Source organism: Brevibacterium atlanticum (assembly GCF_011617245.1).
Taxonomy (GTDB): Bacteria; Actinomycetota; Actinomycetes; order Actinomycetales; family Brevibacteriaceae; genus Brevibacterium; species Brevibacterium atlanticum.
On record NZ_CP050152.1, the window covers coordinates 743,267 to 765,244 of the forward strand.

Genomic DNA, 21,978 nt, shown 5'->3' on the forward strand with positions numbered 1-21,978 from the left:
CGATCGTGTCTGCGATCTGACTAGCCCTCGCATCCAAATTCTCCGCGGGTACCAGGGCGTTCGCGATTGGGCATCTGCGCCGGTGGGCCACTCATCAAGTACACGCCTCGCAAACGCCCGAGCGTGCCCGACGGTGCGGGGAAGCAGCACGCTTGCCGTCGTCGCCAATCACGCTGGGTTCGGGCGGTCAGCGGTCGATGTTCGCGGTGAGGACGCCGATGAGGGTCAGGGCCATAGCGACGGCCAACGCGATCGCCGAGGCGATGAAGGCGGCGGCGATGTGCTCGCTCAGGACGGCGGCGACGATGGCGGGCCCGACGATCTGACCGATGCTGTACCAGGACGTCAGCTTCGCCGAGGCGTTCGCGACTCCCATCTGCGTGCCGACGCCGATCGTCATCATCACCGCCCCGATGAACGTGAAGCCGAAGAGTGCCGCGGCGAAGATCAGCACGATCGGGGTCGAGCCGAAGACGGCGAGCAGGGCGCCGACAACCTGGAGGCAGTAGCAGGCGGTGAGCGCCTTGACCGTGCCGATGCGGGAAACGACCGCCGACCAGGTCAGGGGAGAGACCGCCGTGGCGATCCCGGCGATGAGCCACGTCGAGGCGGCTGCGGTGGCTCCGAAGACAGGACCGGCGAGCACGACGAGGTAGGTGCCGATGATGATGTAGCCGCCACCTTGGAAGAAATAGCCGGTCGAAAGGATGGCCATGGCTCGGCGGCGGTTGGCGTCGAAGGGGGAGACCGCCTCGGCGGGGGTGTCGGGGTTTGGGTCGGTGCTCTGCGGCTGTGCTGAAGGTGCGACCGGGACACGAGTCGGGATCGGCCAGGTCCAGGCGATGACGGAGAACACGGCGGACACGGCCGCGCAGATGAGCCAGAGCTGACGCCAGTCGGCGACGCTGCCGGCGATGAGCACGATGGTCCCGGAGACGAGGATGCCGAAGCCCACTCCGCCGTAGGAGATGCCGCCGTCGCGGGGCTTGGTAGAGTTCGCGGGGATCCGTTGGGTCACGCACACGAAGATCAGCCCCGAGGCGATCCCGGCGATGGTGCGGATGCAGCCCTGCCACAGCAGGTCCGGTGTCAGTGCCACCGCCGCCAATCCGAGGGTGGAGACGATGAGGCTGAGGCGGTAGACGAAGCGGTTGGGTTCGACCCAGCCGCGGGCGATGACGAGGGTGCCGATGAAGTAGCCGACATAGTTCAGGGTCGCGATCCACGCCCCGGGCGCCGAGCCCCAATGGAGCGCCGCGACCATGAGCGGCAGGGCCGGGGTGTAGAAGAAGCGGCCCATGCCCATCGCCACCGACAGGCCCAGGGCGCCGCGGATGGGGGTGAGACCGGCAGACGTGTTCACTGATGTGACCCCTTCGGTCGGTGGCAACTGGGCGAGGCGGTCGAGCCGCCATCGGCCACTCTATGCCCGACTCGCCCTCAGGTCCTCGATCGCTGCCACTGACGGACCCAGGCACGGCCATAGTCATTGCCATTGGGCACACGCATGAGCGTATGCACATGGAAACGCTGGGGGACGTCATAGTCGAGGAACACTCCGCAGTGGTGGTCGAGTTCGACGAGGAGGACCGGCGACTGGAAGCGGTAGTAGAACACATCCCCCGGCTCGGTCCCGCCGATCCAACTGAAGTACGACTCGTTCAGGTGATTTCTCACCTCGCGCACCTTCGCACGCCGCGGTCCCTCGGGCAGAATCCTGAGGAAGGTTCCGACAAGATCGACGACGGCCTCCTGTGCCCGAGCGTCCAGCGCGCCCACCCGCACCCCTTCATAGGGGATGACCCGGTTGTCTTGGAACGCCCCGGCAAGATGGCGCTCATCGCCGGGATGAATGCGCCCCTCGGGCATTGCCGGATCGACGATCTGCTCGTAGATGACCGCCTCGGCGCGCTGACTCTCGCTCATGCACGCTATGAGGTCGGTGCCCGCGTCGACACGATCGTCGAACGAACGCAGACCGGCGTGCGGTCCTGCATCGATCTCGTTCGGTTCGGCCCCGTGGAAGACGGGCGAGATGGTCATCCGCCCCTCGACGACGAGGCAGTTGACCGCACAGTGATGACCGTAGAGCTGCCACCCCCAGGGAGCCCTGAGATCCGGAGTGCCGTAGACGGCGAAGTTGTAGGAGAACTCGCCGAGGATGTTCTCCAGTCCCACGACCTCGCCGAGGAATCCGTTGATGAGCATCATCGAATGGGTGAGTGCGAACCCCTCGTCGCTCAGGCTGGCCCGAACGAGGCCGAGCGCAGCCTGCTGCACCTGTTCCGAGGCGAACTCGAGTCGCAGGCCGGTGTCGAACTGCATGAACTCGGGATTGGCCCAGGTCTGCCACTCGACCGCGTCGACCGGATAACGCAGCTTCTCCGCCTCGTCGGCGGAGCAGGCCGCGAACAGTGCCTCGGCAGCGCTGAGCATGTCGGCGACAGGCGCTTCCTCGCCCGGATCCGCGGGCGTCAGCGGATACAGGCCGTCGATGACCTGCCCGTCCGCGGTGATGCCGGTGAAGTCGTTGAGGTAGAGCGGCTCCCACCCGGCGATCAGACCTCCGGTGAACGTGCCCGGGGTCTTGGCGACCTCGCGGTATTCGTAGGCATCGAGTCCTTTGAGGTCGTCGATGCGCGGATGTCCCGGCGGATACATGAACTGCCGAAACGGGGTGGGGTTCTCATCGATCATCTGCGTCTCTCCTTCGACACTCAGCTGCGTGAGGAGGCGTGGTCGGCGACGGCTGCCCGCACTGCCTCGAGATCACCCGAGGCGATAGCGGCGACGAGGTCCTCGTGCACCTGCAGGCGAGTGCCCCAGTAGCTCGCGTCGACCTCGCCGTCCTGCTCGGCGTGAGCACCTGAGAGAAACCCCAGAGTGCTTTCGTAGACAGGTCGGGCCATCGAATTCGGGCAGATCGCCGCGATGGCCGCGTGCAGCTTCCAGTTGCACTGCATGAAGTCATCCCACGTCTGAGCCGCACGCATCTCGGCAAGGATCCCCTCGAGCTGCCGACAATCGGCAGCCGACCGGTGGATCGCGGCCTTCACTGCGATGAGCTCTTCGAGCGACTCGCGCAGTTCGATGGCATCCGCGGCCGAGGCGGGATCGCCCTCGACGCGCATGAGCGTATGCCGCAGACGCACGATCGGGGTCGTCTTCGCCACGAAGAGACCTCCGCCTCGACCGGGCCTGACGACGAGGACACCGCGATCACGGAGGAGCTTGACCGCCTCGCTCACGGTGGTCCGTGCCAACCCGGTCTCTTCGCGAATGGTCTCAAGCGTGCCGAAGAAGTCGCCGGCACCCAGCTCGCGTTCACGGATGGCGTCGCGGATCGATTCGGCCAGGTGCTCCCCGCGCGACAGCGGACGGGAACGGCTGCCCGATCGGGGGAGGAGAGCCTCGGCGGAGTTCTGGACATCGTCAGTGATCTGTGCCATATTTCTATTTAACCATACAAAACATACATATGTTTAAGCTCTTTACCCTGCGAGGAGACGCAATGAAGCTCATCGGACTGGAAGCTCCCGACCGCACCGTCTACGTGGCTGACCAGGTGTCTGCGACCGAGGCACGTGTGATCGGGGAACTCCGGGAGTTCTGGTCCGCTGCCGATGCGCACCTCGCGGCGGAAAGCGAAGCCGAGCGTGAAGGAGCCGATCGTGCAGGAGCCGATCGTTCAGAGCCCACTGGAGTCGTCGCCATCGCCGATTACCGTGTCGTGCCCCCGGTGCTGCCCGAGGCGCGGGTCATCTGCATCGGGCTGAACTATCGCGCCCACCACGCCGAAGGCAGCTTCAAGGAGCAGGCCTTCCCCGAGCACCCGACACTCTTCGCGCGCTGGACCCGCAGCCTCACCGTCGACGGTGCCGAAATCCCGGTGCCCGCCAACGAACGCGGCCTCGACTGGGAAGGCGAGATCGTCGCGTACGTCGGCGCCACCCTGGCCGATGCCGATGAGGACGAAGCGCAGGCTGCGATCGTCGGCTATTCGACGTTCAACGACGTCACCTCCCGGATCGCACAGAAGCTCACCTCCCAATGGATCCTCGGGAAGAACGGTGACAACTCGGGGCCGCTCGGCCCGATCGTGCCTGCCTCCGAAGTCGGCAGCCTCGCCGACGGGCTGCGCGTCCGGACCCGGGTCAACGGCGAGACCGTCCAGGACGGCAACACCTCTGACATCGTCTACTCTCCGGCCTCGACGCTGTCGCTCATCTCTCGCACCTTCACTCTGCGGCCCGGCGACCTCCTGGCCACGGGCACCCCCGAAGGCGTCGGCTACACGCGTCAGCCGGAATGGCTCCTCCAGCCCGGCGACACCGTCGAAGTCGAGGTCGACAAGCTCGGCACTCTGAAGAACCACATCGCCGCCCGTTCGAACTGAGCCCGCGACCTACTCCACCCGTCCTGTCCGAGACCACCACTTCAAAGGCGAAGATCAATGACACAGCTGCGAACCCCCACGTGGGCGATCCTCCTCATCTGCTGGATCGCTCTCCTCTGCGACGGATACGACCTCTACGTCTACGGCGCCACCTTGCCGGGCTTCCTCGGCAACCCGGACTGGGGTGTGACCAAGAGTCTCGCCGGCACCGTCGGCAGCATCGCACTCATCGGTATGCTGCTCGGCTCCCTGGCTGCCGGAACGCTGACCGACAGGCTCGGCCGGCGACGGCTGCTGATGACCTCGCTCGGCATCTTCAGCGTCGGGATGATCCTGTGCGCCCTTGCCCCGAACTTCACGGTCTTCGCGGTCTTCCGGTTCATCACTTGTATCGGAGTCGGCGGAGTCCTGCCCACCGCTGTGGCCATTGCGAATGAGTCCGCACCCAAGGGCAAGGTCTCTCTCGCCGTCGGAGCAGTGCTCACCGGGCCGCCGGTCGGCTCGCTCGTGGGGGCCTTGAGCGCCACCGCACTCGTCGTCGACCACGGTGTGCGCCCGGTCTATGCTCTCGGCGGGCTCTCACTCATCCTGCTGCTCGCGGTGTGGCGGTGGCTGCCCGAGTCCGAGGTCTTCCTTGCGGCGAAGGCTGCTCCCGTCACCGCCGGTCGTGTCCGCGCGTCGGGGGTCTCGCGACTGTTCACGGCCCGTCAGCTCGTCCCGACGCTGCTGTTCTGGATCGTGTGCGCGATCAGCATGCTGACCATGTTCGGGATCACGACCTGGCTGCCTGTCATCATGCAGGGTGCCGGATTCGCCGCACAGTCCTCGATCGCGTTCCTGTCGATCTACTCGCTGGGCTGCATCATCGGTACCGTGGTCATTGCATGGATAGCCCAGCAGTCGGCCCCGAAGTACATGGTCATCCTCGGCTTCTCGATCGCGGCCCTGTCGCTGCTGGCAGTGTCGATGACGGAGAACCACCTGCTGCTCTTCGCCGCGATCTTCTTCGCCGGCGTCGGAGGAATGGGCACTCAGAACATGATCAACGATCACATCGCTCAGTACTATCCGCCCGAGGTCCGCGCCACCGGGCTCGGTTGGGCCCTCGCCGCCGGCCGCCTCGGTGCCATCGCCGGCCCCACCTATGGTGCGATCGCCGCCACCGTCGGAGGCTCCCCGGGAGCTGCCGCCCTATGGTTCGCGATCCCCGCCGTGCTCGGCGTGGTCGCGGCCATCGCCATGCCCCTGCGTGAGAGAACCGCAAACCCTGCCACGTCCAAGCCTGCAGAAGGAGTCACTGCGTGACCATCGTCCACGGACTCGACCAGGTTCCCTCCCGCACGACCGTCGCCATCGCCGGCGGCGGCCCGAGCGGAACCTATCTGGCGCTGCGCCTGGCCGACGCCGGCATCGACTCGGTCGTCCTCGAACCGCGAGCCGAGATCGACCATCTGCGTCCGCGTGCCAAGACCACGAATGCGCGAACCATGTCGCTGCTGGCCGGCATCGGATTGGCCGAAAGAGTCCGTGAGACGGCCGCACTGCCCGTCTCCTATTCCCAAGACGTCATCTTCTGCACCAGCTTGAGAGGCCACGAGCTCAGACGCTTCCACCAGGCGTTCCAACTCATCGACGCCGACTACGATCTCTCCCCGGAATGCGGTCAGCAGATCCCGCAGCCTCAGGTCGAGCAGGTGCTGCGGGACGCGGCCGCGTGCAGCGACCGCATCACCTACATCACCGGAGTGCGAGCGTTGGGTGCGAACCCGACGGTCGCGTCTCTGTCGTCCGCGACCCCGTCAGCCGCGACCCTCAGCGTCGCCTCGGCCGACGGTGACTGTGTCGGCGCTGACGCCGGCGGGGGTCCCGCCACGGTCGAACTGGAGGCGAAGTGGATCATCGGGGCCGACGGCGGGACGTCGCGCGTGCGCAAATCCCTCGGCATCGCCTTTCAGGGGACGAGTGCCCCGCGCCCGAACTTCAACGTCGTCTTCACCTCGGCGAGGCTGCGCGACCAGGTGAGCATCGACCCGGCCGTGCAATGGTGGATCGTCAACGAGACCACCTCGGGGATGATCGGCGAACTCGACCGCGACGGCACATGGTGGGCCATCCTCCAGGGCTGTGAACCGATCGACGACCCCGCCGAGGTGGCTGCAGCGATCCGCACGATGGCAGGTGTCGGCCCCGACGTCGACATCGAGGTGCTCGCCACCGATTCGTGGACTGCGCGGATGCTGCTCGCCGACTCCTACGGGGGCCGAGAGAGCAATGGACGTGTCTTCCTCGTCGGAGATGCTGCGCATCTCAATCCGCCGTGGGGCGGACACGGGTTCAACACCTGCATCTCCGATGCGGAGAATCTCGCATGGAAGCTCATCGCCGTCCACGAGGGTTGGGCGGAGGAGAGCCTCCTCGACAGCTATGAGGAGGAACGGCGTCCCGTGGCAGCCCGGATGATCGCCGACGCCGCGGCGAACGGCAAGGCCCTCGCCTATGACTTCGTCGACCCGCTGCTCGACGAGGCCGGTGCCGAGGGTGATGAGGTGCGATCACAGGTCCGTGAGGCCCTGGCGGTGAAAGGCAGTGAGTTCCACTCCGAAGGGCTCGTGCTCGGATACGAGTATGCCGGGACCTCCCGCGTCGCTCCAGGTCCGGTCCCCTTCGTCGATGCCGTCGAATACCGACCCCAGGCTCTGCCCGGATGCCTGCTCCCGCACTTTCGCCTCGCCGACGGGGCGAGTGTGTACCCCGAGGCGCGCGGCTTCACCGTGTTCGTCACCGACGATGCTTCCGCCCACCTTGACACCGCAGCAGTCGAGCGCACAGCGCGAGAGCACTCGATCCCACTGCGGGTCATCCGATTGTCGGGAACCGATGCCCAGGCAGCACGTGAGCATTGGGGCGAAGACCTCGTGCTCGTGAGGCCGGACCTCCATATCGCGGCCACTGCCTCGGCTGCTGCCTCGGTTGCTGCCGAGAACGACGAGGCTGCCGACGGTGGTGGCACCGGCGATGCGTCACCGGACGCGGTCCTCGCCTCGGCGCTGCTGAGGGCGGTCGGGACGTCGACGACAGGAGACCGCACGCGCGAACGAGCGGACGACTCAGCCCCGCGTCGTGCGAACCATCAGAGGGAGGCCTCATGACCCACACCATCGCATTCGACCCGAACCATCCCGAGCTGCTCCTCGACCTCGACGTTCCCGCCGGCGAACCTCCGGAGACCGGATGGCCCGTCATCGTCTGGGTCCACGGAGGCGGGTGGCGGCTGCAGGACCGCACGGCCCGCCCTGACTTCTCCCGACACTTCTGTGCGGCCGGTTTCGCAATGGTCTCCATCGACTATCGCCTCGCCCCCGAACACCCACATCCGGCCCAAGTCCTCGACCTGCGGCAGGCGCTGCGCTGGCTGCGCCGAAACGCCGGCGAATTCGGCCTCGACGGTGAGTCGATCGGCCTGTGGGGTTCTTCGGCAGGGTCGCACATCGCCGCGTTCACCGCCCTGAGCGCCCCCACACCGAGGCTGCCCGGAGAGACGATCCCCACCGAGGACGAGGAACTGAGCACCGAGGTGGCCTGCGTCGTCGACGGCTACGGTCCTGCGGATATCGCGACTCTGCTGCCAGGATTGCCGGCATCCGAACCAGGACAGGAGGCAGAGCCGGCGCCGGGTGACCGGCGCGCGGCCACACCAGAGGAGGACCTCCTCGGCGGACTTCCTCCCACCGCTTCCGCATACGAGGACCTGCGTGAGCGTGCCCGCGAGGCGAGCCCTGTGCACCTCGACGTCAGCGAGCCGCCGCCCTTCTTCATCCTCCACGGGACCGCAGACACAGCAGTCCCCGCTGATCAGTCGCGCAGCCTCCACGAATATCTCAGTGCCCGCGGCGGTGAGTCCCTGCTCTACCTCATCGAAGGTTTCGGTCATGGGTTCTTCAACCCGGGAGAAGTGCTCGAGCTCGGTCCCGGCGTCCGACTCGACAACGGCCGTCTCGAGGCCGAACCAGAGACTCCCTTCACCGCCGACAACCGCGGCAGCTTCGACCCGAACGGACGTCATGCCTCCTTCACGCTCGTCCGCGATTTCTTCACCCACCACCTCGGCGGGTCCGAGCGCTGATCGGGCACTCCACCGAACCCCCGTTCCACGACTGATGAAAGGCCGACAATGACCACTGCATTCGACTGGGAGAGCATCCAGAAGACCGCTCTGCTGCGTGACGAACTTCCCGGAGAGCTCGCCCCATTCGCACTGGCTGCGGGCGAAGGCCTGCGCCACCACCTCGGCGATTGGCACGTCACGACGATGGCGAGGCATGCGGACACCGGTGGGGAGTTCGCGCTGTACCGGATCGCTCTTCCCGGCGGTTCGACCTCGCCGGCGCTGTCGGTTCCGGGGCACTCGTTCATCCACGTCATCGAGGGCGAGGTGACTCTCACCCTCGAGGGTCGAGCCCACCGACTCATCGGCGGGGACTCGGCCTCGGTCCCTGCCGGAACCGGGTTCTCGATCGCTGGTGGGGCGACGCTCAACTCGCTGTTCCTCTACTCCACCGAGGAGTGGCTGCACCGACTGGCCAGCGAGGCCGGGGAAGCGACGGGATCGCACATCTTCTCCAGGCGTCCCGCCTCGGCGGTCTCCGATTTGCTGCGCAGCGAGCTCACCGAGGGTTACGGGGTCACGATCCACGACGGAGACGACACCTCGTCCGGCGAAACTCCTGTCGGCGGATCCGAAGCGAAGCGGCCCGGCAATCATCTGCCCGAGGGCGAGGTGCCCTTCGTCAATGCGGCCGGTTACGGCGACCGCTACGAGACCTTCGAACAGATGAACACCTACCCGGTGCGCGCCCGCAACACCGGAGGCAGGTTCTTCGCCATGGACACAAGGGGCGCCAAGGCACCCTACATTCCTTTGCACTTCCACCAGGAGCATTCGGAGAACTTCCTCTGCCTCGGCGGTCGGGTCAAGCTTCATGCCAACGGCGAAGAGGTGGTCCTTGCCCCCGGCGACTTCCTCCACGCGCCGGCAGGAACGATCCACAGCTTCTCTCTGGCCGCGAACAACACGCACATGCTCGGCCTGCTCACACCACCGGTGTTCGAACCGTTCTTCGAGTACATGAACGAGCCCACCGATGAGTACGTCCAGGTCGAGGGCGGAGAGCCGCACTTCCCGGCCGCAGGATTCGCGAAGGCTCAGGCAGAGCTCGACCTCGTGGTGGTGGGACCGCCGCCAGAGGCCTGACTTCTCTTTTCGACAGCGTTGTGTGGCGCTGGTCGGCACTGCGGGAGTTGGCGATTCCGGAAGAACACGGCAGAGTTATTGGCGTGAAGTTCGGGTGGAGGGTTCTGGGTGGCGCGGCGGCGCTCGCCTTCGTTCTGTCGGGCTGCTCACTGTTCGATCCGGAAGGGTCCTCTTCGTCGAGTCAGTCGCCTGAGCCGAGTCCGACCCCGACCGAATTCGAGCAGTCGTTCGCCGGTTCCGTTTCCGGCGAGGACGCCACTGTCACTGTTGATTCCAAGCGGACCGGCGCTGCTTTTGCCGCCGACAATATCGGGGTCTCCTTCGAAGCCACCGACCTGGCCGATCCACGACTCGATCCGGCGAAGTCCAACCTCGACGAGGAGCTGAAGTCACTCGGGTCACCGGCGCTGCGATTCGGCGGCAATGCTCTCGACCGTCGGACGTTCTGGACGTCGAAGGGAGAGAAGCCCGCACACGACGAAGAGACCACGGTGACCCCTGATGATCTCAAGCGGCTGAAGAAGCTCGTCGATGCCACCGGTTCGACGGTCACCATCGGCATCCCTCTGGGGAATTTTGATCCTGGTCGCGGAGCGGACATGGCCGCGCACGCGGTCGACATCCTCGGCGATTCCCTCGTGGGTTTGGCGATCGGCAACGAACCGAACGGGTACACCATCGACGATGTGCCAGGCGGTGCGGTGCGTGGCAAGGGGTGGAACGAGAAGAAGTACGTGGGTCAGCTCGAGGCGTATGTCAAGGCGATCCACGCGAAACGCCCCGATGCGCCGATCATCGGCCCCGATGTCTACGACGGGGCGTGGATGACGGCCTTCGCGGACTCGGACGTGAAGAAGAAGACGGCGCTGTCCCAGCACTGGTACCAGCTCTACGAATGCGACTCCACGAAGGTGCCCGGTCGCGGACCGCAGGCCGCGAACCTCATCGACCCGTTGGCGAAGGAAGCGGCGAAGAAGAACCTCGGGATTGGGAAGTCCAAAGCTGACGCGGCTGATCTGCCGCTGTGGCTCGAGGAGACAGGGCCGACGAGCTGCCCGGGCACGAACGACACGTCACTGACGAATGCCTCGGCGCTGTGGGCGGCCGACTACACGCTCTATGCGGCGACCCTCGGGGTAGAGCGGATGGCGATGCATTCGATGCTCGGGGCCTGCAACGGCGGAGCCCCGATGTCGCTCATCTGCGATCCGGCCGATCATGGGGACCGGTCGAACTCATTTCAGGCGCGGCCGAATATGCTCGGGCTGCGGCTGCTCGCGCCGAGCGTCGGCGGGGAGTTCACTTCGACCTCGGCTAAGGGCGGGGGGAATATGAGCGCTTATACCGTGGTCAAGAACGACGGGCGCACGCTGGTGACGACGGTGATCAATGCCAACGATGCTGCCGACGTCGGTGGGAATCCGGTGACTCTGTCGATGCCGTCAGGATTTGCTGTCGATTCCGCGTCGCAGGTGTATGGGGAATCGAATGAGGTCAAGAGCGCGACGCAGGTGGTGCCGGCGAACCCGCTGCCTGATGATGTTCCGTTCAGTGGGGATGGGGCTTCGGGGTCGGAGTCGGCCGGGGCATCTGCGGGTTCGAGCTCATCGGCATCGCCGAGCGATGGGGTTGGAGGCGTCGCTGAGGACGGAACGCTTCGGATGGACCTAGCGGGGAGCTCGGTGACGGTATTTGTGATGTCGAAGGGGTGAGGTGCTGGTAACGGGCGGTATTCTCCCGACGAATGTCACTCTAGTGTTGCTTTGAGTTACGGCGTAACATTGTGTGTATGAGCACTGAGGCATTTGACCACACGGCACGTCTCGAGTCCGCCCTGAGCCGCCGGGGCAACCCGCTGAGTGTCGATGCCTTCATGGATATCCTCCGAGAGATGACCGACCCAGCCTCGGAGCCTCTGTCCACGGGTGAACGGTCCTTCTTGCTCGAAGCCACTGATCTCACAGAAGAGGATCTGACCCCGCAGGCTCATGAATCCGCACGGGTCCAGATCGCTGGGGACCGAGCACTCGCAGAACAGAAGGCACAGGGCTCTGCCCTGACCACTGCTGAGGTATCCGAGCTCCTGGGACGGCACGGCGCGAGTATTCGTCGCTCGAAATTGGCTGGAGACCTCTACGCCCTGCCGACCAGCAGTGGACGCACCACTCTGTTTCCAGCCTGGCAGTTCGATGGCCAGCAGGTGGTTCCGGGGCTGCGGGCAATCATCCCGAACTTCCCGCAATACGTACACCCCCTGACGATTCAGCAATTCATGACAGAGGGGAACGAAGAGCTCGACGGCAGGTCGCCAGTTGAGTGGCTGAGCGCAGGCGGCGCCGTTGAAGCTGTGTCCACGCTGGTTGCTGAGCTGGAGTACGAGTGAGCCCCACTCGACCGAAGAACCCACACGCACCTTCGGTTCCACTGTCGCTTCCTTCAGGAACCGTCTACCAGTACACCGGTGCCTTGTGGCGAATTCATACGACGTCGGGCTCGCATCCGGCGGCGTGGAACGATCTTCGCTGGACGGGACCGATCCGCAGCCAGCGGTGGGATCCGCACAATGGCCCACTGGGTTCACCCTCGACAGCCGGAGTGTCCTACGCGGCATCCAGCTACGTCACCTGTTTCGCCGAGGTGTTCCAGGACAGTCGGTCGATCACTCTCACCTCGAACAGGGCACTATCGGGATGGGTCCCAAGCCGACCGCTCGAGCTGCTGAATCTGACCGGTGGCGAAGGATCCGGGGATTGGGCGATACGCCATGGTGCCTCAGCCTCGCTTCCGCAGGCACCCAAGAGTACATGCCGAGCGTGGGCTGCGGCGATCCATGATCAGCTAGGTGATCGGATCGACGGTCTCTCGGTTCCTTCTGCTGTCTTGGGCGACCCTGCGGTGGTGCTGTTCACCCGGGCTGTCTCCGCATTTCCGGCAACGCCGAGTTTTTCCCGCACACTCGAGCACGACGATGTTCGCGTCATGGCTGTGAAAGTCCGAAATCGGTTGGGCTGGCCCATTCGGTGACCGTATGCCAACAAGTGACATCCCAAGAGAAGGGATTTCACTTGTGGGCCTCTGAAACCGATCCTCGACGACCAGGAAACGCGCGATGTCAGGGTCGAGCCGCCTCGGCGAGGGGAGACGAAACACCACGGGTGCCGGCATCCTCACGATGAGGACGACGGCACCCGCGGTGGTTGTGGTGCGGAAGCGACCGGAGGTCAGTTCGCGGTGACCTTCTCCTTCTCGCCGCCTTCCGACGCGTTCGTCGACGCACCGTGAACGTCAGGCTGGAGCGAGAGCTCATCGAACGGGCTCTGACCCGACAGCGTGGCGCGAGCCTGATCGAGGTCGATCTCGTTCGTCCACTTGCCGATGAGCAGGGTGGCCACGGCGTTGCCGGTGAAGTTCGTCAGCGCACGGGCCTCGGACATGAACTTGTCGATGCCGACGATGACGCCCATGCCGTCGAGCAGCTCGGGGCGGTGCGACTGCAGACCAGCAGCCAGGGTGGCCAGGCCCGCACCGGTGACTCCCGCCGCACCCTTCGACGCGATGATCATGAACACCAGCAGCGAGATCTGCTCGGGAATCGACATCGGCATGCCCATCGCCGAGGACACGAACAGCGAGGCCATGGTCAGGTAGATCGCGGTGCCGTCGAGGTTGAACGAGTAGCCGGTGGGCACCGTGATGCCCACGACCGGCTTCGAGACACCCGCATGCTCCATCTTCGCGATCAGTCGCGGCAGAGCCGACTCGGACGACGAGGTGGAGAAGATGAGCAGGAACTCACGTGCCAGGTACTTCAGCAGCAGGAAGATGTTCAGCCCGGTGACGATCTTGAGCAGACCGCCGAGGACGATGACGATGAACAGCGCACAGGTGAGGTAGAAGGCGCCCATGAGGGTCGCCATCGCACCGATAGCGGCCCAGCCGGTCTTGCCGACGACCGCGGCGATCGCACCGAAGGCACCGACGGGAGCGGCCCACATGATCATCATCATGAGCTTGAAGACCACGGCCTGGATGTGCTTGATGCCGGTGAGGACAGGCTCGCCGGCCTTGCCCATCGACTGCAGCGCGAAGCCGACGAGGAGTGCGAGCACAAGCGTCGGCAGGACCGGGATGTCGCCGGGGATGAGGCTCATGAGGAACGCGACCATGCCGCCTTCGTCATCTCCGCCGCCGGACTCCTCGTACGGGGTCAGGTGCAGGCCATCACCCGGGTGGATGAAGTTGCCGACAACGAGGCCGATGACCAGGGCGAACGTCGCCATGATGAGGAAGTAGATGAGCGCCAGGCCGCCGACCTTGCCGACGGTGGCCGCACGGGCGACGGAGCCGACGCCGAGGACGATCGTGCAGAAGATCACCGGGGCGATGATCATCTTGATCAGGGCCACGAAGGCCGTGCCCAGCGGTTCGAGAGCGATGCCCGCATCAGGGGCGAGCAGACCGATCGCGGCACCGGCGAACACGGCGACGATGACCATGATGTAGAGCCAGTGAGTGCGGTCTTTCTTGCGCGGTGTGGTGGTGTTTTCGTTCGGTGGCGACGTTGCCATCTCTCCTCCTTGAGTGGGTTCTTTCCGCTCCTGGGCTCCTGCGGTGGATCCCGATCGCGCGCGACGACTGGCCGCGGTGGTGATGTACCCGACTACTCTGGCAGGAAATGTGATTGCTGTCTCGGTTGCGTTCATAGTGTTCACAGACGCCGTTCACGACTAATGTGGAGGTGACAGGACACACCGAAGAAGGAGCACTCTCGTGAAGATCAGCACCGCACTCCTGCGCGCAGTTCCCGGCGCCTTCATCCTCAACTCGGGCATCGGCAAGCTCGGCATCGACGAAGACGCCGCCGCCGGCCTCCAGCAGATGGCCGCCAACGGTGTGCCCGTGGTCGAGAACCTCACCGCCGCCCAGTTCGGGAAGTTCCTCTCCTATGGTGAGATCGCCGTCGGCTCCGCCCTGCTCCTGCCGTTCGTGCCGACCCGCATCGCCGGTGCCGCGCTGACGACGTTCGCCGCGGGCCTCGTCGCGAACTACTTCGCCATCGACTCGATGACCAAGGACGACGGCATCCGCCCCTCCGAGGACGGCACCGCGGTCGCCAAGGACACATGGTTGGCCGCGATCGGCCTCGCTCTTCTGATTTCGGGCAGCGGCAAGAAGTGACGACGACCCCGGCCCCACCTCGGCGGGGTCGGGATCGCTTCCGCCCCCGAGGCGGCCCGCTCGCCCGCAGGCTCTTCCTCGTCCAGCTCGTCCTCATCGTCATCGTCTGCACCGCCCTGTCGGTGACCAGCTACGTGACGACGCTGAACAACATCCGCCACGCCACGGGCGAACGGGTGCTCTCCATCGCCGAGACCCTCGCCCACGATCCCTACGTCACCGAGGCGGTGACCGGGGACGATCCCACGGCGCAGCTCCAGCCCTACGCGCTGAGCGTGATCCGGACCGCCGACATCGACTTCATCACGATCATGGACCGCGACGGCACACGCTACACCCATCCGGATCCGGATCAGCTGGGCGGGACGTACCTCGGCAGCACCGCGAAGGCCCTCACCGGTGAGTCCGAGACCGAAGAATATGTCGGCACACTCGGGCCGTCCGTACGCGCGATCGTGCCGATCGAAGACGCCGACGGCGAGGTCACCGCGATGGTCGCCGTCGGCGTGACGCTCGAGACCCTGTCGGTGGCACAGGCGGCGTCGCTGCCGCAGATCATCATGGTCGCGCTCGCGGCGCTCGCCCTCGGCGGGCTCGGCTCCTGGCTGTTGGCTCGGTATCTGCGGCGGGTCACGCTCGGCTACGGACCCGAAGAGCTCAAGCGTCTCTTCGCGTTCTACGATTCGGCCCTGCATTCCCTGCGCGAGGGGCTCATCCTCGTCGATGACTCCGGCCGGCTCGTCCTCTACAACGACGAGGCCGCAGCCCTGCTCGGTCTGCCCCCATCCGATGAGTCGACCCCCATCACCCTCGCCGAGGTGGCCCTCCCCGAATCCGTGCGTGACCTTCTCACCTCCGGCCGGGTCGCCGTCGACGAAATCCACCTCACCGATGATCGTGTGCTCGTCATCAGCCAGAAGCAGGCGAGCCAGCCGCGCGGGAATGACGAGTCAGGCAAACGTCCTGATGGGGGAACGGTCGCGACCCTGCGGGATCGCACCGACATTCAGGAACTCACGGGGGAGCTGGCGACGATGACGACCCTGTCCGAGGCGCTGCGGGCGCAGACCCACGAACACGCGAACCGGCTGCACACGGTCTCGACGCTCATCGAGCTCGGGCGCAGTCAGGAGGCGCTCGACTTCGCGGTCAGGGACAAGCAGGAGGCGCAGCGGCTGACCGATTCCTTCGTCGGTTCGCTCGACGAACCGTTCATCACGGCGCTGATGATCGGCAAGTCCGCGCAGGCGCACGAGCGCGGGATCGAACTCGAGGTCACGGCGACCGGAGAGCTGCCGCCGGAGAGCCTTGATGCCAAGGACCTCGTCACCGTGGCCGGGAACCTCATCGACAATGCCCTCGATGCTGCCGCCGATTCGGCCGAGAAGCATGTGTGGGCGGACTTCGTCGCCGCGGATTCGGAGCTCATCATCACGATCGCCGATTCCGGGCCGGGGGTCGACGTCGATGAGATCGACGCGCTCTTCCACCTCGGCGCTTCTGCGAAATCGGATGTCGAGGGTCCGGGCGGACGCGGATTCGGACTGGTGCTGGTCAGGCAGGCGGTGCGCCGCCTCGGCGGGGATATCGAGGTCGAATCCGACGGTGGGGCGATCTTCACGGTGACCCTGCCGCTGGGCGATACGATCTCTGGAGGAGGTGAGGGACGTGAGTGATGATGCCGCAGTCAGCGATGATGCCGCGCTGCGTGTGCTCATCGTCGAGGACGACCCGATGACCGCGCAGGCGCATGCGGACTTCGTCGAACGGGTGCCCGGGTTCGAGGTGGCTGGGATCTGCCTGAGCGGGCACGACGCGATCGAACGGTTCGACGAACTCGACGCTGCGGGTACGCCTGTCGACATCGTTCTGCTCGATATGAACCTCACTGATTCGCACGGGCTCGAGGTCGCCGGGCGGTTGAATTCGCGCGGGAAGGACGTCGACATCATCGCGATCACCGCGGTGCGGCACCTGCAGGTGATCCGGTCGGCGATCTCGACGGGGATCACGCAGTACCTCATCAAGCCGTTCACCTTCGCGATGTTCCGGGAGAAGTTGGAGAATCAGCGGGAGTTCCGGCGCGGACTCACCGGATCCGGGTTGCTGGCGACGCAGGCGTCGGTGGACAATGCGCTCTCCGCACTGCGGTCGGTGTCATCGACCCGGTTGCCGAAGGGACTCATCGCCGAGACCCTGACTGCGGTGGCTGATGTAGTGCGCGAGACGGGGCCGACAGGCGCAGGTGGGTCGGCGGCTGGGTCGGGGGTGTCTGCCACCGAGGTGGGGGCGCGCTTGGATCTCTCCCGCGTGACAGTGCGCCGCTATCTCGAGCACCTGGTGGCGACGAAGCAGGCAGTCAAGCAACCCAGGCACGGAACCCCGGGCCGACCGGAGTACGAATACCGCTGGGTGTGAGCCCACAGCGTATGTTCAACACCGCCGGACGAAGGCTGAGCCGTTGATGAGCTCGCTGGCCGAGGGACCTCAGCGCTGGGCGAACCTCGCGGAGCAAGGCGGAGCTGACGGATCACCGAGGTGTTGACAGGAATCGTTGAATTTCCACGAGAAAGTCACGAAGCGTAATATTACATTTTTGTTACTAGTGGCCTTGTCGTGAAATTTCAGTGAACACGCGAGCGCTGATCCGCGAGTCACTCGTCTTCCCTTTGATGAGCTCCATGTAGGCGCAGATCAGGGGCGTGAGTTGGTGAACGTCGCTCCGACATCAAGCATCTGGCCCTGTGGGATCTGTCCGCATTGTGAACTTATCAATTTTGAAATATAACGGAACCATAACGTTGCCAATGACGTAATGATTACTCATCAATGATTCCGTAATGTTGTCTGCGATCTGCCAGGAAACTGCATGTTTCCGTCCAGACTGCTGTCTGCGACTGATCAAGAAGATATACCGATGTGGAGGACTATGAAGATGCTCGGAGGCCGGCCCACGACCGGCCGCAAGATCGCTGCGGGCACGGTGGCTGCCGCAACCGCAGTGGGGCTGACCCTGCTGACGACGGCACCTGGTGTGGCCGATGAAAAGAATCCGAAAGAGGACTCAGAGGCCTTCGGGCAGCTGATCGACGCGGACCTGCTTTCCGAGGATGCCGTTGATGCACTCTCGGCCTACAGCAGCTCTCCTTCCAACGATGCCGAGGACAGCACACCGCTGAACTTGGAAGTCCTGCAGTCCCTCGGGCTCGAACTCCCGGGCGTCGACCTCCCGCTCATCAGCAATGAGGGCGGCGACGGACTTCTCGAACTCGGCGAGGCGGGGGCGCTCAACTCCTACGGACACGCTTCGGCCGCTGACGCGGCTAAGGCCAGCGCCGGTGCTGTCGGCAAGGACGGTGCGCTCAACCTCGACGACATCAACAATGGTGAATTCGGCAACGCCAAGGTCGATCTGACTTCGCTCTTGCGCCAGTTGGACCTTGACGGTGCCACTGACCAGATCGTTGACGAGCTCAGCCTCGAACTGGGTGCGATCGGATCGACCGCCGAGAGCGATGGTGAAACCACCGACTCCGAATACGTCGTCGCCGACGGAACCCTCACTGTCTCCAGCCCTGCTGTGGGTGACCTCTCCGGTTCACTCACCGATGCAATCGACGGTGTCGGCGGTTCCCTTGACGACGCCATCGGCAACGAAGGGCTGGTCGACGAACTCGCCGGCCTCGGCCTCGACGTCGATGCGGGACTCGCCACTGTCAAGGTCGGCGGAGAGGATACAAAGGTCTCCGTCGATACCGGCGATGCGCTCAACAGCGTCGTCGAAAACGTGGTCAACAAGAAGCTCGAGGACGAATCAGGAATCGTCTCGATCGATCTGGCCAAAGGCGACATCAAGATCGACCTCGCCAAGGTCGTGAAGGGTGCCGACGGTGAGGACCTCAACGGTCTGGACCCGAACACTCAGGTGCTGACCGCCGACACCACGAAGAAGATCACTGACGCAGTTGCCGACGCCCTCGGTGCGCTGTCGGGCCGGGTCAACGAGACTCTGACCGACGCACTCAACGATGTTCATCTCAACATCGCGCTGCCCGCGAGCATCACGGCCGCCGGAATCCCCGCGGCCGACGGCAAGGTCACTGTAGACGCCACGCTGGGCCAGCTGGCCGGTACCGACGACACCGAGCCTGTCGTCAACACTGACCTGTCATTGGCCGGCGTACCTGTCGGTACTGTGGTCAACGCCATCACCGGACCGGTCGTCAAGGCAGTCCTCGGTGTCACGAAGCCGATCATCGGGGGAGTCCTCGACTCGACGACTGAAGACGTAACCGGTGCTGTCACCGATCTCGTCGATCCCGTCCTGGACGGACTTGACCCGGTCCTCAGCGGCCTCAACCAGGTCGTCGACCTCACGATCAACGAGCAGTCGCCCAATCCCTCGGGTGGACAGGCGTCGGCTCAGTCCTCGTTGGAGTCGAGCCGGGTTGATGGCGAAAACGGCCCCGGATTCACCGTCAACGCTGTGAGCCTGGAACTGCTTCCCGAGTCCGACGCGATCGATGTCGACCTCGCGTCGTCCTCGGTTCGCGCGACGGCTGACGAAGCCCCGGGCGACGATGACGCAGATGCCGATGACAGCGCTGCTGCCGATCAGGACGATACGACTGATGCAGACGCTTCGGCTGACCCCGATGCGGACGCTGACCCGGATGCTTCGGCAGCCGATGATGCTGACTCGAACGTCAACGTGAATGCGGCGGCCTCGGCTTCGGCGTCCGCAGATGCCGACGACGATTCGAACCCAGCTGCCCAGGCGGCGTCAGAGGCGGCTGCCGATGACGATGCCAACGATTCAGCGTCGGCAGAAGCTGACGAGAATGCCGAAGCGGCAGCCGAATCGGCAGCCACTGAGGACGCATCTTCGAACACCTCGGCTGATGCGACTTCCGATCCGAACGCTTCGTCACAGAAGGCATCGAACGCCGCAGCCGATGCGGACAACTCGGATTCGACGAACGCTGAATCCTCGGCCGCTGCCGATGCTGATCCGGCTGCAGCAGCATCCGCGGCATCAACTGCTGACTCGTCCAACGAGGCTTCGGTTGAGGCTGCTGCCAATGCCGACGATTCGGCTGCAGCGGATTCGACCGACGAGGCAAACGCCTCGGCAGCATCCGATGACGACGCTGACGCTGCGGAAGCCAGCGCTTCGGCTGACGGCGACGAGGCAGATACCTCGTCCGATGAAAGCGCCTCTGCCTCCGCAAGCGCGTCGGCCGATGTCGAAGCCGGTGCAAGCGCGGACGCTTCGGACAACAGCGACGGTGGCAACCTTCCGAGGACAGGTGCAGACGGCACCCTGGCCATGGCCGGTTTCGCCGCATTGTTGATCGCCGGTGGTGCGGCCGCGGTCTACGCGACTCGCCGTCATCGTAATCGCAGTGGCCTCTGAAACAGTATGAGCCGCTGATCGCACTGGCCAGGTGGTGGGGTCGAAGTCTTCGCTTCGCTCCCACCACCTGGCCTTGTGTGTGAGACTTCCTGAAACCGGCTGTGTAAGACAGGCGAATTTGCCGAAACGGCCGACCAGAATCCGGATGTGTGATGCACGATACGACGGCTGAGGCCGTTGCCCGGCCTCGTGCGGTGGTCAAGATCAGCAGCGGGGAAGAAGTCACCGGGTGGATGCGGGCAACCGATGTCGAGCTGGACCATTCGACCGACAAGCCCTTCCCACCGCGATCGGCCGGGTTGGGCATCGGCGTGGCTTCGGATCTGAAGGGGTCCTGGGATGACCAGCCGGAGGATCAGAAAGCGATTGTGAAGCTTGACTCCTTCAGAGGCGGCGACTCCGTGGACCGTCTGACGACGAAACTCCGCGAGTACGAGGACCCCGATGGTGCTGTCGGTGGGTACCTCGACAGCGAACATGTGGCCACAGCATATGCGACTCAGGTCGCGAGAGCCGTGTGGGGTGACGACGTGCGCACCGCCTCGGCGAAGATCGATTCGGCGAACATGGAGATTGTGCCGCTCTCGACCCAGGCGCGCACGGCGGTCGCACGAGGTTGGGATCGGCTCGAGGTTCTGCTCACCGGGCGCTATCACGCGACCTATGGCTTGGCAGTGACGCGGATCCTCATCGGATTGACCGGACTCGGCCTCATCCTCACGAATTTCAACGCCCGTCATTACGCCTTCGGCGTCGGAAACGCCTGGAGCGGAGAGATCGCGGATCCGAAGAGCGACTTCCCGGACATCTGGCTGTTCTCCCTGTTCCATCGGGCGGTGACGGTTCCCCCGCTGTTCACGGCAATGATGATCGGCCTGGCGATCCTCGCCATCGTCATCACTCTGGGCTGGCGCACGCGGATTGTTCTGCCGTTCTACCTGGTACTGTGGGTCAGCTTCATCGAACTCAACGACGGCGCCGGTGATCAGGGCGACAACGCCTACCGGATGTTTCTGATCGCTCTGCTCTTCGCCGACACCACTCGACGGTGGTCGTTGGACGCGCGTCGTCGAGCTCGCCGATCTCGCCGAGTCCTCAGCGTCGATGGCGTGGCAGGTGACGCATTCGGCACCGATCCCGATGCACATGGCACAGCAGTCGGAAGCCAGCGGCGGTGGGTGCTGATCATGGCCAACAATCTCGCCATCGTGGTCCTCGCCTTTCAGGTGTGTGCGATCTACATGTCCGGCGGTCTGTACAAGGCCGGTGGTGCTGCGTGGCAGCATGGTTTCGCCGTCTACAACCCGCTGCAGACCCAGCAGTTCGGCACATGGCCGGTGCTCTCGGATCTTGTCACGGCGTGGGGTCCGATGGTGGTGGTCATCTCCTGGGCATCTGTGCTGTTCCAATGCGCCTTCCCGTTCATGCTCTTCAACCGTTGGACGAGGATCGCCGGGCTTCTCGGAATTCTGTCGTTCCACCTGGGGATCGCGTTGCTGATGGGATTACCGTGGTTCTCGCTGACGATGATTGCTGTCGACGCGATCTTCATCCGGGACAACAGCTTCGCCAATCTCGATGCACGCTTGCAGAGTTGGTGGCACTCCGACTCGCCGGGGTCGAGACATTCGGTCAGGGCTGCCGACCTGCCCACTGGGAACGAGCATTCGACAAAGTCGGGTGTCTTTTGATCGTGAATAATAGACAAACGAGTCTGATCAAAAAGAAACTTTACTT

17 protein-coding genes are annotated in these 21,978 nt (G+C 64.7%); 13 read left to right on the forward strand and 4 right to left on the reverse strand.

Features of this window, described 5'->3' with window-relative positions; all coding sequences use genetic code 11:
• Positions 1–187: 187 nt before the first annotated feature.
• The 3 genes from GUY23_RS03195 to GUY23_RS03205 all read right to left on the reverse strand — a co-directional run bounded on the left by GUY23_RS03195 (position 188) and on the right by GUY23_RS03205 (position 3,449).
• Positions 188–1,363 (reverse strand): YbfB/YjiJ family MFS transporter, encoded by a 1,176-nt coding sequence (locus GUY23_RS03195; RefSeq protein WP_228282694.1) that lies wholly within the window; start codon positions 1,361–1,363, stop codon positions 188–190.
• A gap of 77 nt (positions 1,364–1,440) precedes the next feature.
• A complete protein-coding gene (locus GUY23_RS03200; protein WP_166969678.1) occupies positions 1,441–2,697 on the reverse strand; it encodes a DUF3500 domain-containing protein in 1,257 nt (418 codons plus the stop codon).
• Positions 2,698–2,717: 20 nt separating this feature from the next.
• The gene (locus GUY23_RS03205; protein ID WP_166969680.1) at positions 2,718–3,449 is read right to left on the reverse strand and encodes a FadR/GntR family transcriptional regulator; all 732 of its coding nucleotides are present in this window, start codon (positions 3,447–3,449) and stop codon (positions 2,718–2,720) included.
• A gap of 62 nt (positions 3,450–3,511) precedes the next feature.
• Here GUY23_RS03205 and GUY23_RS03210 point away from each other — a divergent pair, with 62 nt between their 5' ends.
• From GUY23_RS03210 to GUY23_RS18900, 8 genes are all read left to right on the forward strand, one after another.
• Positions 3,512–4,396, forward strand: a complete 885-nt coding sequence (locus tag GUY23_RS03210; protein WP_166969682.1) for a fumarylacetoacetate hydrolase family protein — start codon at positions 3,512–3,514, stop codon at positions 4,394–4,396.
• A 57-nt stretch (positions 4,397–4,453) separates the two neighbouring features.
• Positions 4,454–5,701 carry an MFS transporter gene (locus tag GUY23_RS03215; RefSeq protein WP_166969684.1) on the forward strand — a complete coding sequence of 416 codons (1,248 nt, stop codon included), beginning with the start codon at positions 4,454–4,456 and terminating at the stop codon, positions 5,699–5,701.
• The gene (locus GUY23_RS03220; RefSeq protein WP_166969685.1) at positions 5,698–7,545 is read left to right on the forward strand and encodes an FAD-dependent monooxygenase; all 1,848 of its coding nucleotides are present in this window, start codon (positions 5,698–5,700) and stop codon (positions 7,543–7,545) included. The genes GUY23_RS03215 and GUY23_RS03220 overlap by 4 nt, the downstream gene beginning before the upstream one ends.
• On the forward strand, positions 7,542–8,519 hold the full coding sequence (locus GUY23_RS03225; RefSeq protein WP_166969687.1) for an alpha/beta hydrolase fold domain-containing protein: 978 nt from the start codon (positions 7,542–7,544) through the stop codon (positions 8,517–8,519). Before GUY23_RS03220 ends, GUY23_RS03225 begins: the two co-directional genes overlap by 4 nt.
• A gap of 48 nt (positions 8,520–8,567) precedes the next feature.
• Positions 8,568–9,647 carry a cupin domain-containing protein gene (locus GUY23_RS03230; protein WP_166969689.1) on the forward strand — a complete coding sequence of 360 codons (1,080 nt, stop codon included), beginning with the start codon at positions 8,568–8,570 and terminating at the stop codon, positions 9,645–9,647.
• A gap of 47 nt (positions 9,648–9,694) precedes the next feature.
• A complete protein-coding gene (locus tag GUY23_RS03235) occupies positions 9,695–11,359 on the forward strand; it encodes a hypothetical protein (protein ID WP_228282696.1) in 1,665 nt (554 codons plus the stop codon).
• Positions 11,360–11,436: 77 nt separating this feature from the next.
• Entirely contained in the window at positions 11,437–12,030 is a 594-nt protein-coding gene (locus GUY23_RS03240) for a hypothetical protein (protein WP_166969691.1), read from the forward strand.
• The gene (locus tag GUY23_RS18900) at positions 12,027–12,671 is read left to right on the forward strand and encodes an RES family NAD+ phosphorylase (RefSeq protein WP_166969693.1); all 645 of its coding nucleotides are present in this window, start codon (positions 12,027–12,029) and stop codon (positions 12,669–12,671) included. Before GUY23_RS03240 ends, GUY23_RS18900 begins: the two co-directional genes overlap by 4 nt.
• A gap of 197 nt (positions 12,672–12,868) precedes the next feature.
• Here the strand turns inward: GUY23_RS18900 and GUY23_RS03250 are convergent, their stop codons facing one another.
• Positions 12,869–14,215, reverse strand: a complete 1,347-nt coding sequence (locus GUY23_RS03250) for a cation:dicarboxylate symporter family transporter (RefSeq protein ID WP_166969695.1) — start codon at positions 14,213–14,215, stop codon at positions 12,869–12,871.
• 202 nt (positions 14,216–14,417) lie between these two features.
• On the opposite strand from GUY23_RS03250, the gene GUY23_RS03255 reads away from it, so the two are divergent.
• The 5 genes from GUY23_RS03255 (at position 14,418) to GUY23_RS03280 (ending at position 21,932) form a co-directional block, all read left to right on the forward strand.
• Positions 14,418–14,825 (forward strand): hypothetical protein, encoded by a 408-nt coding sequence (locus GUY23_RS03255; protein WP_166969697.1) that lies wholly within the window; start codon positions 14,418–14,420, stop codon positions 14,823–14,825.
• Positions 14,822–16,501, forward strand: a complete 1,680-nt coding sequence (locus tag GUY23_RS03260) for an ATP-binding protein (protein ID WP_228282698.1) — start codon at positions 14,822–14,824, stop codon at positions 16,499–16,501. The genes GUY23_RS03255 and GUY23_RS03260 overlap by 4 nt, the downstream gene beginning before the upstream one ends.
• A 58-nt stretch (positions 16,502–16,559) precedes the next feature.
• Positions 16,560–17,243: a response regulator gene (locus GUY23_RS03265; protein ID WP_166975531.1), complete on the forward strand. Its 684-nt coding sequence runs from the start codon at positions 16,560–16,562 to the stop codon at positions 17,241–17,243.
• Between the two features lie 451 nt (positions 17,244–17,694).
• Positions 17,695–20,241, forward strand: coding sequence for a choice-of-anchor G family protein (locus GUY23_RS03270; protein WP_166969701.1), 2,547 nt, complete (start codon positions 17,695–17,697; stop codon positions 20,239–20,241).
• 152 nt (positions 20,242–20,393) lie between these two features.
• A complete protein-coding gene (locus tag GUY23_RS03280; protein ID WP_228282702.1) occupies positions 20,394–21,932 on the forward strand; it encodes an HTTM domain-containing protein in 1,539 nt (512 codons plus the stop codon).
• Positions 21,933–21,978 lie beyond the last annotated feature (46 nt).

What these genes read in the sequence shown, in the direction of transcription:
- GUY23_RS03200 (WP_166969678.1), bottom strand. Translation starts at nt 2,697, where the DNA reads ATGATCGATGAGAACCCCACCCCGTTTCGGCAGTTCATGTATCCGCCG.
- GUY23_RS03205 (WP_166969680.1), bottom strand. Translation starts at nt 3,449, where the DNA reads ATGGCACAGATCACTGACGATGTCCAGAACTCCGCCGAGGCTCTCCTC.
- GUY23_RS03210 (WP_166969682.1), top strand. Translation starts at nt 3,512, where the DNA reads ATGAAGCTCATCGGACTGGAAGCTCCCGACCGCACCGTCTACGTGGCT.
- GUY23_RS03215 (WP_166969684.1), top strand. Translation starts at nt 4,454, where the DNA reads ATGACACAGCTGCGAACCCCCACGTGGGCGATCCTCCTCATCTGCTGG.
- GUY23_RS03225 (WP_166969687.1), top strand. Translation starts at nt 7,542, where the DNA reads ATGACCCACACCATCGCATTCGACCCGAACCATCCCGAGCTGCTCCTC.
- GUY23_RS03230 (WP_166969689.1), top strand. Translation starts at nt 8,568, where the DNA reads ATGACCACTGCATTCGACTGGGAGAGCATCCAGAAGACCGCTCTGCTG.
- GUY23_RS03240 (WP_166969691.1), top strand. Translation starts at nt 11,437, where the DNA reads ATGAGCACTGAGGCATTTGACCACACGGCACGTCTCGAGTCCGCCCTG.
- GUY23_RS03250 (WP_166969695.1), bottom strand. Translation starts at nt 14,215, where the DNA reads ATGGCAACGTCGCCACCGAACGAAAACACCACCACACCGCGCAAGAAA.
- GUY23_RS03265 (WP_166975531.1), top strand. Translation starts at nt 16,560, where the DNA reads ATGACCGCGCAGGCGCATGCGGACTTCGTCGAACGGGTGCCCGGGTTC.
- GUY23_RS03270 (WP_166969701.1), top strand. Translation starts at nt 17,695, where the DNA reads ATGTTTCCGTCCAGACTGCTGTCTGCGACTGATCAAGAAGATATACCG.
- GUY23_RS03280 (WP_228282702.1), top strand. Translation starts at nt 20,394, where the DNA reads ATGCACGATACGACGGCTGAGGCCGTTGCCCGGCCTCGTGCGGTGGTC.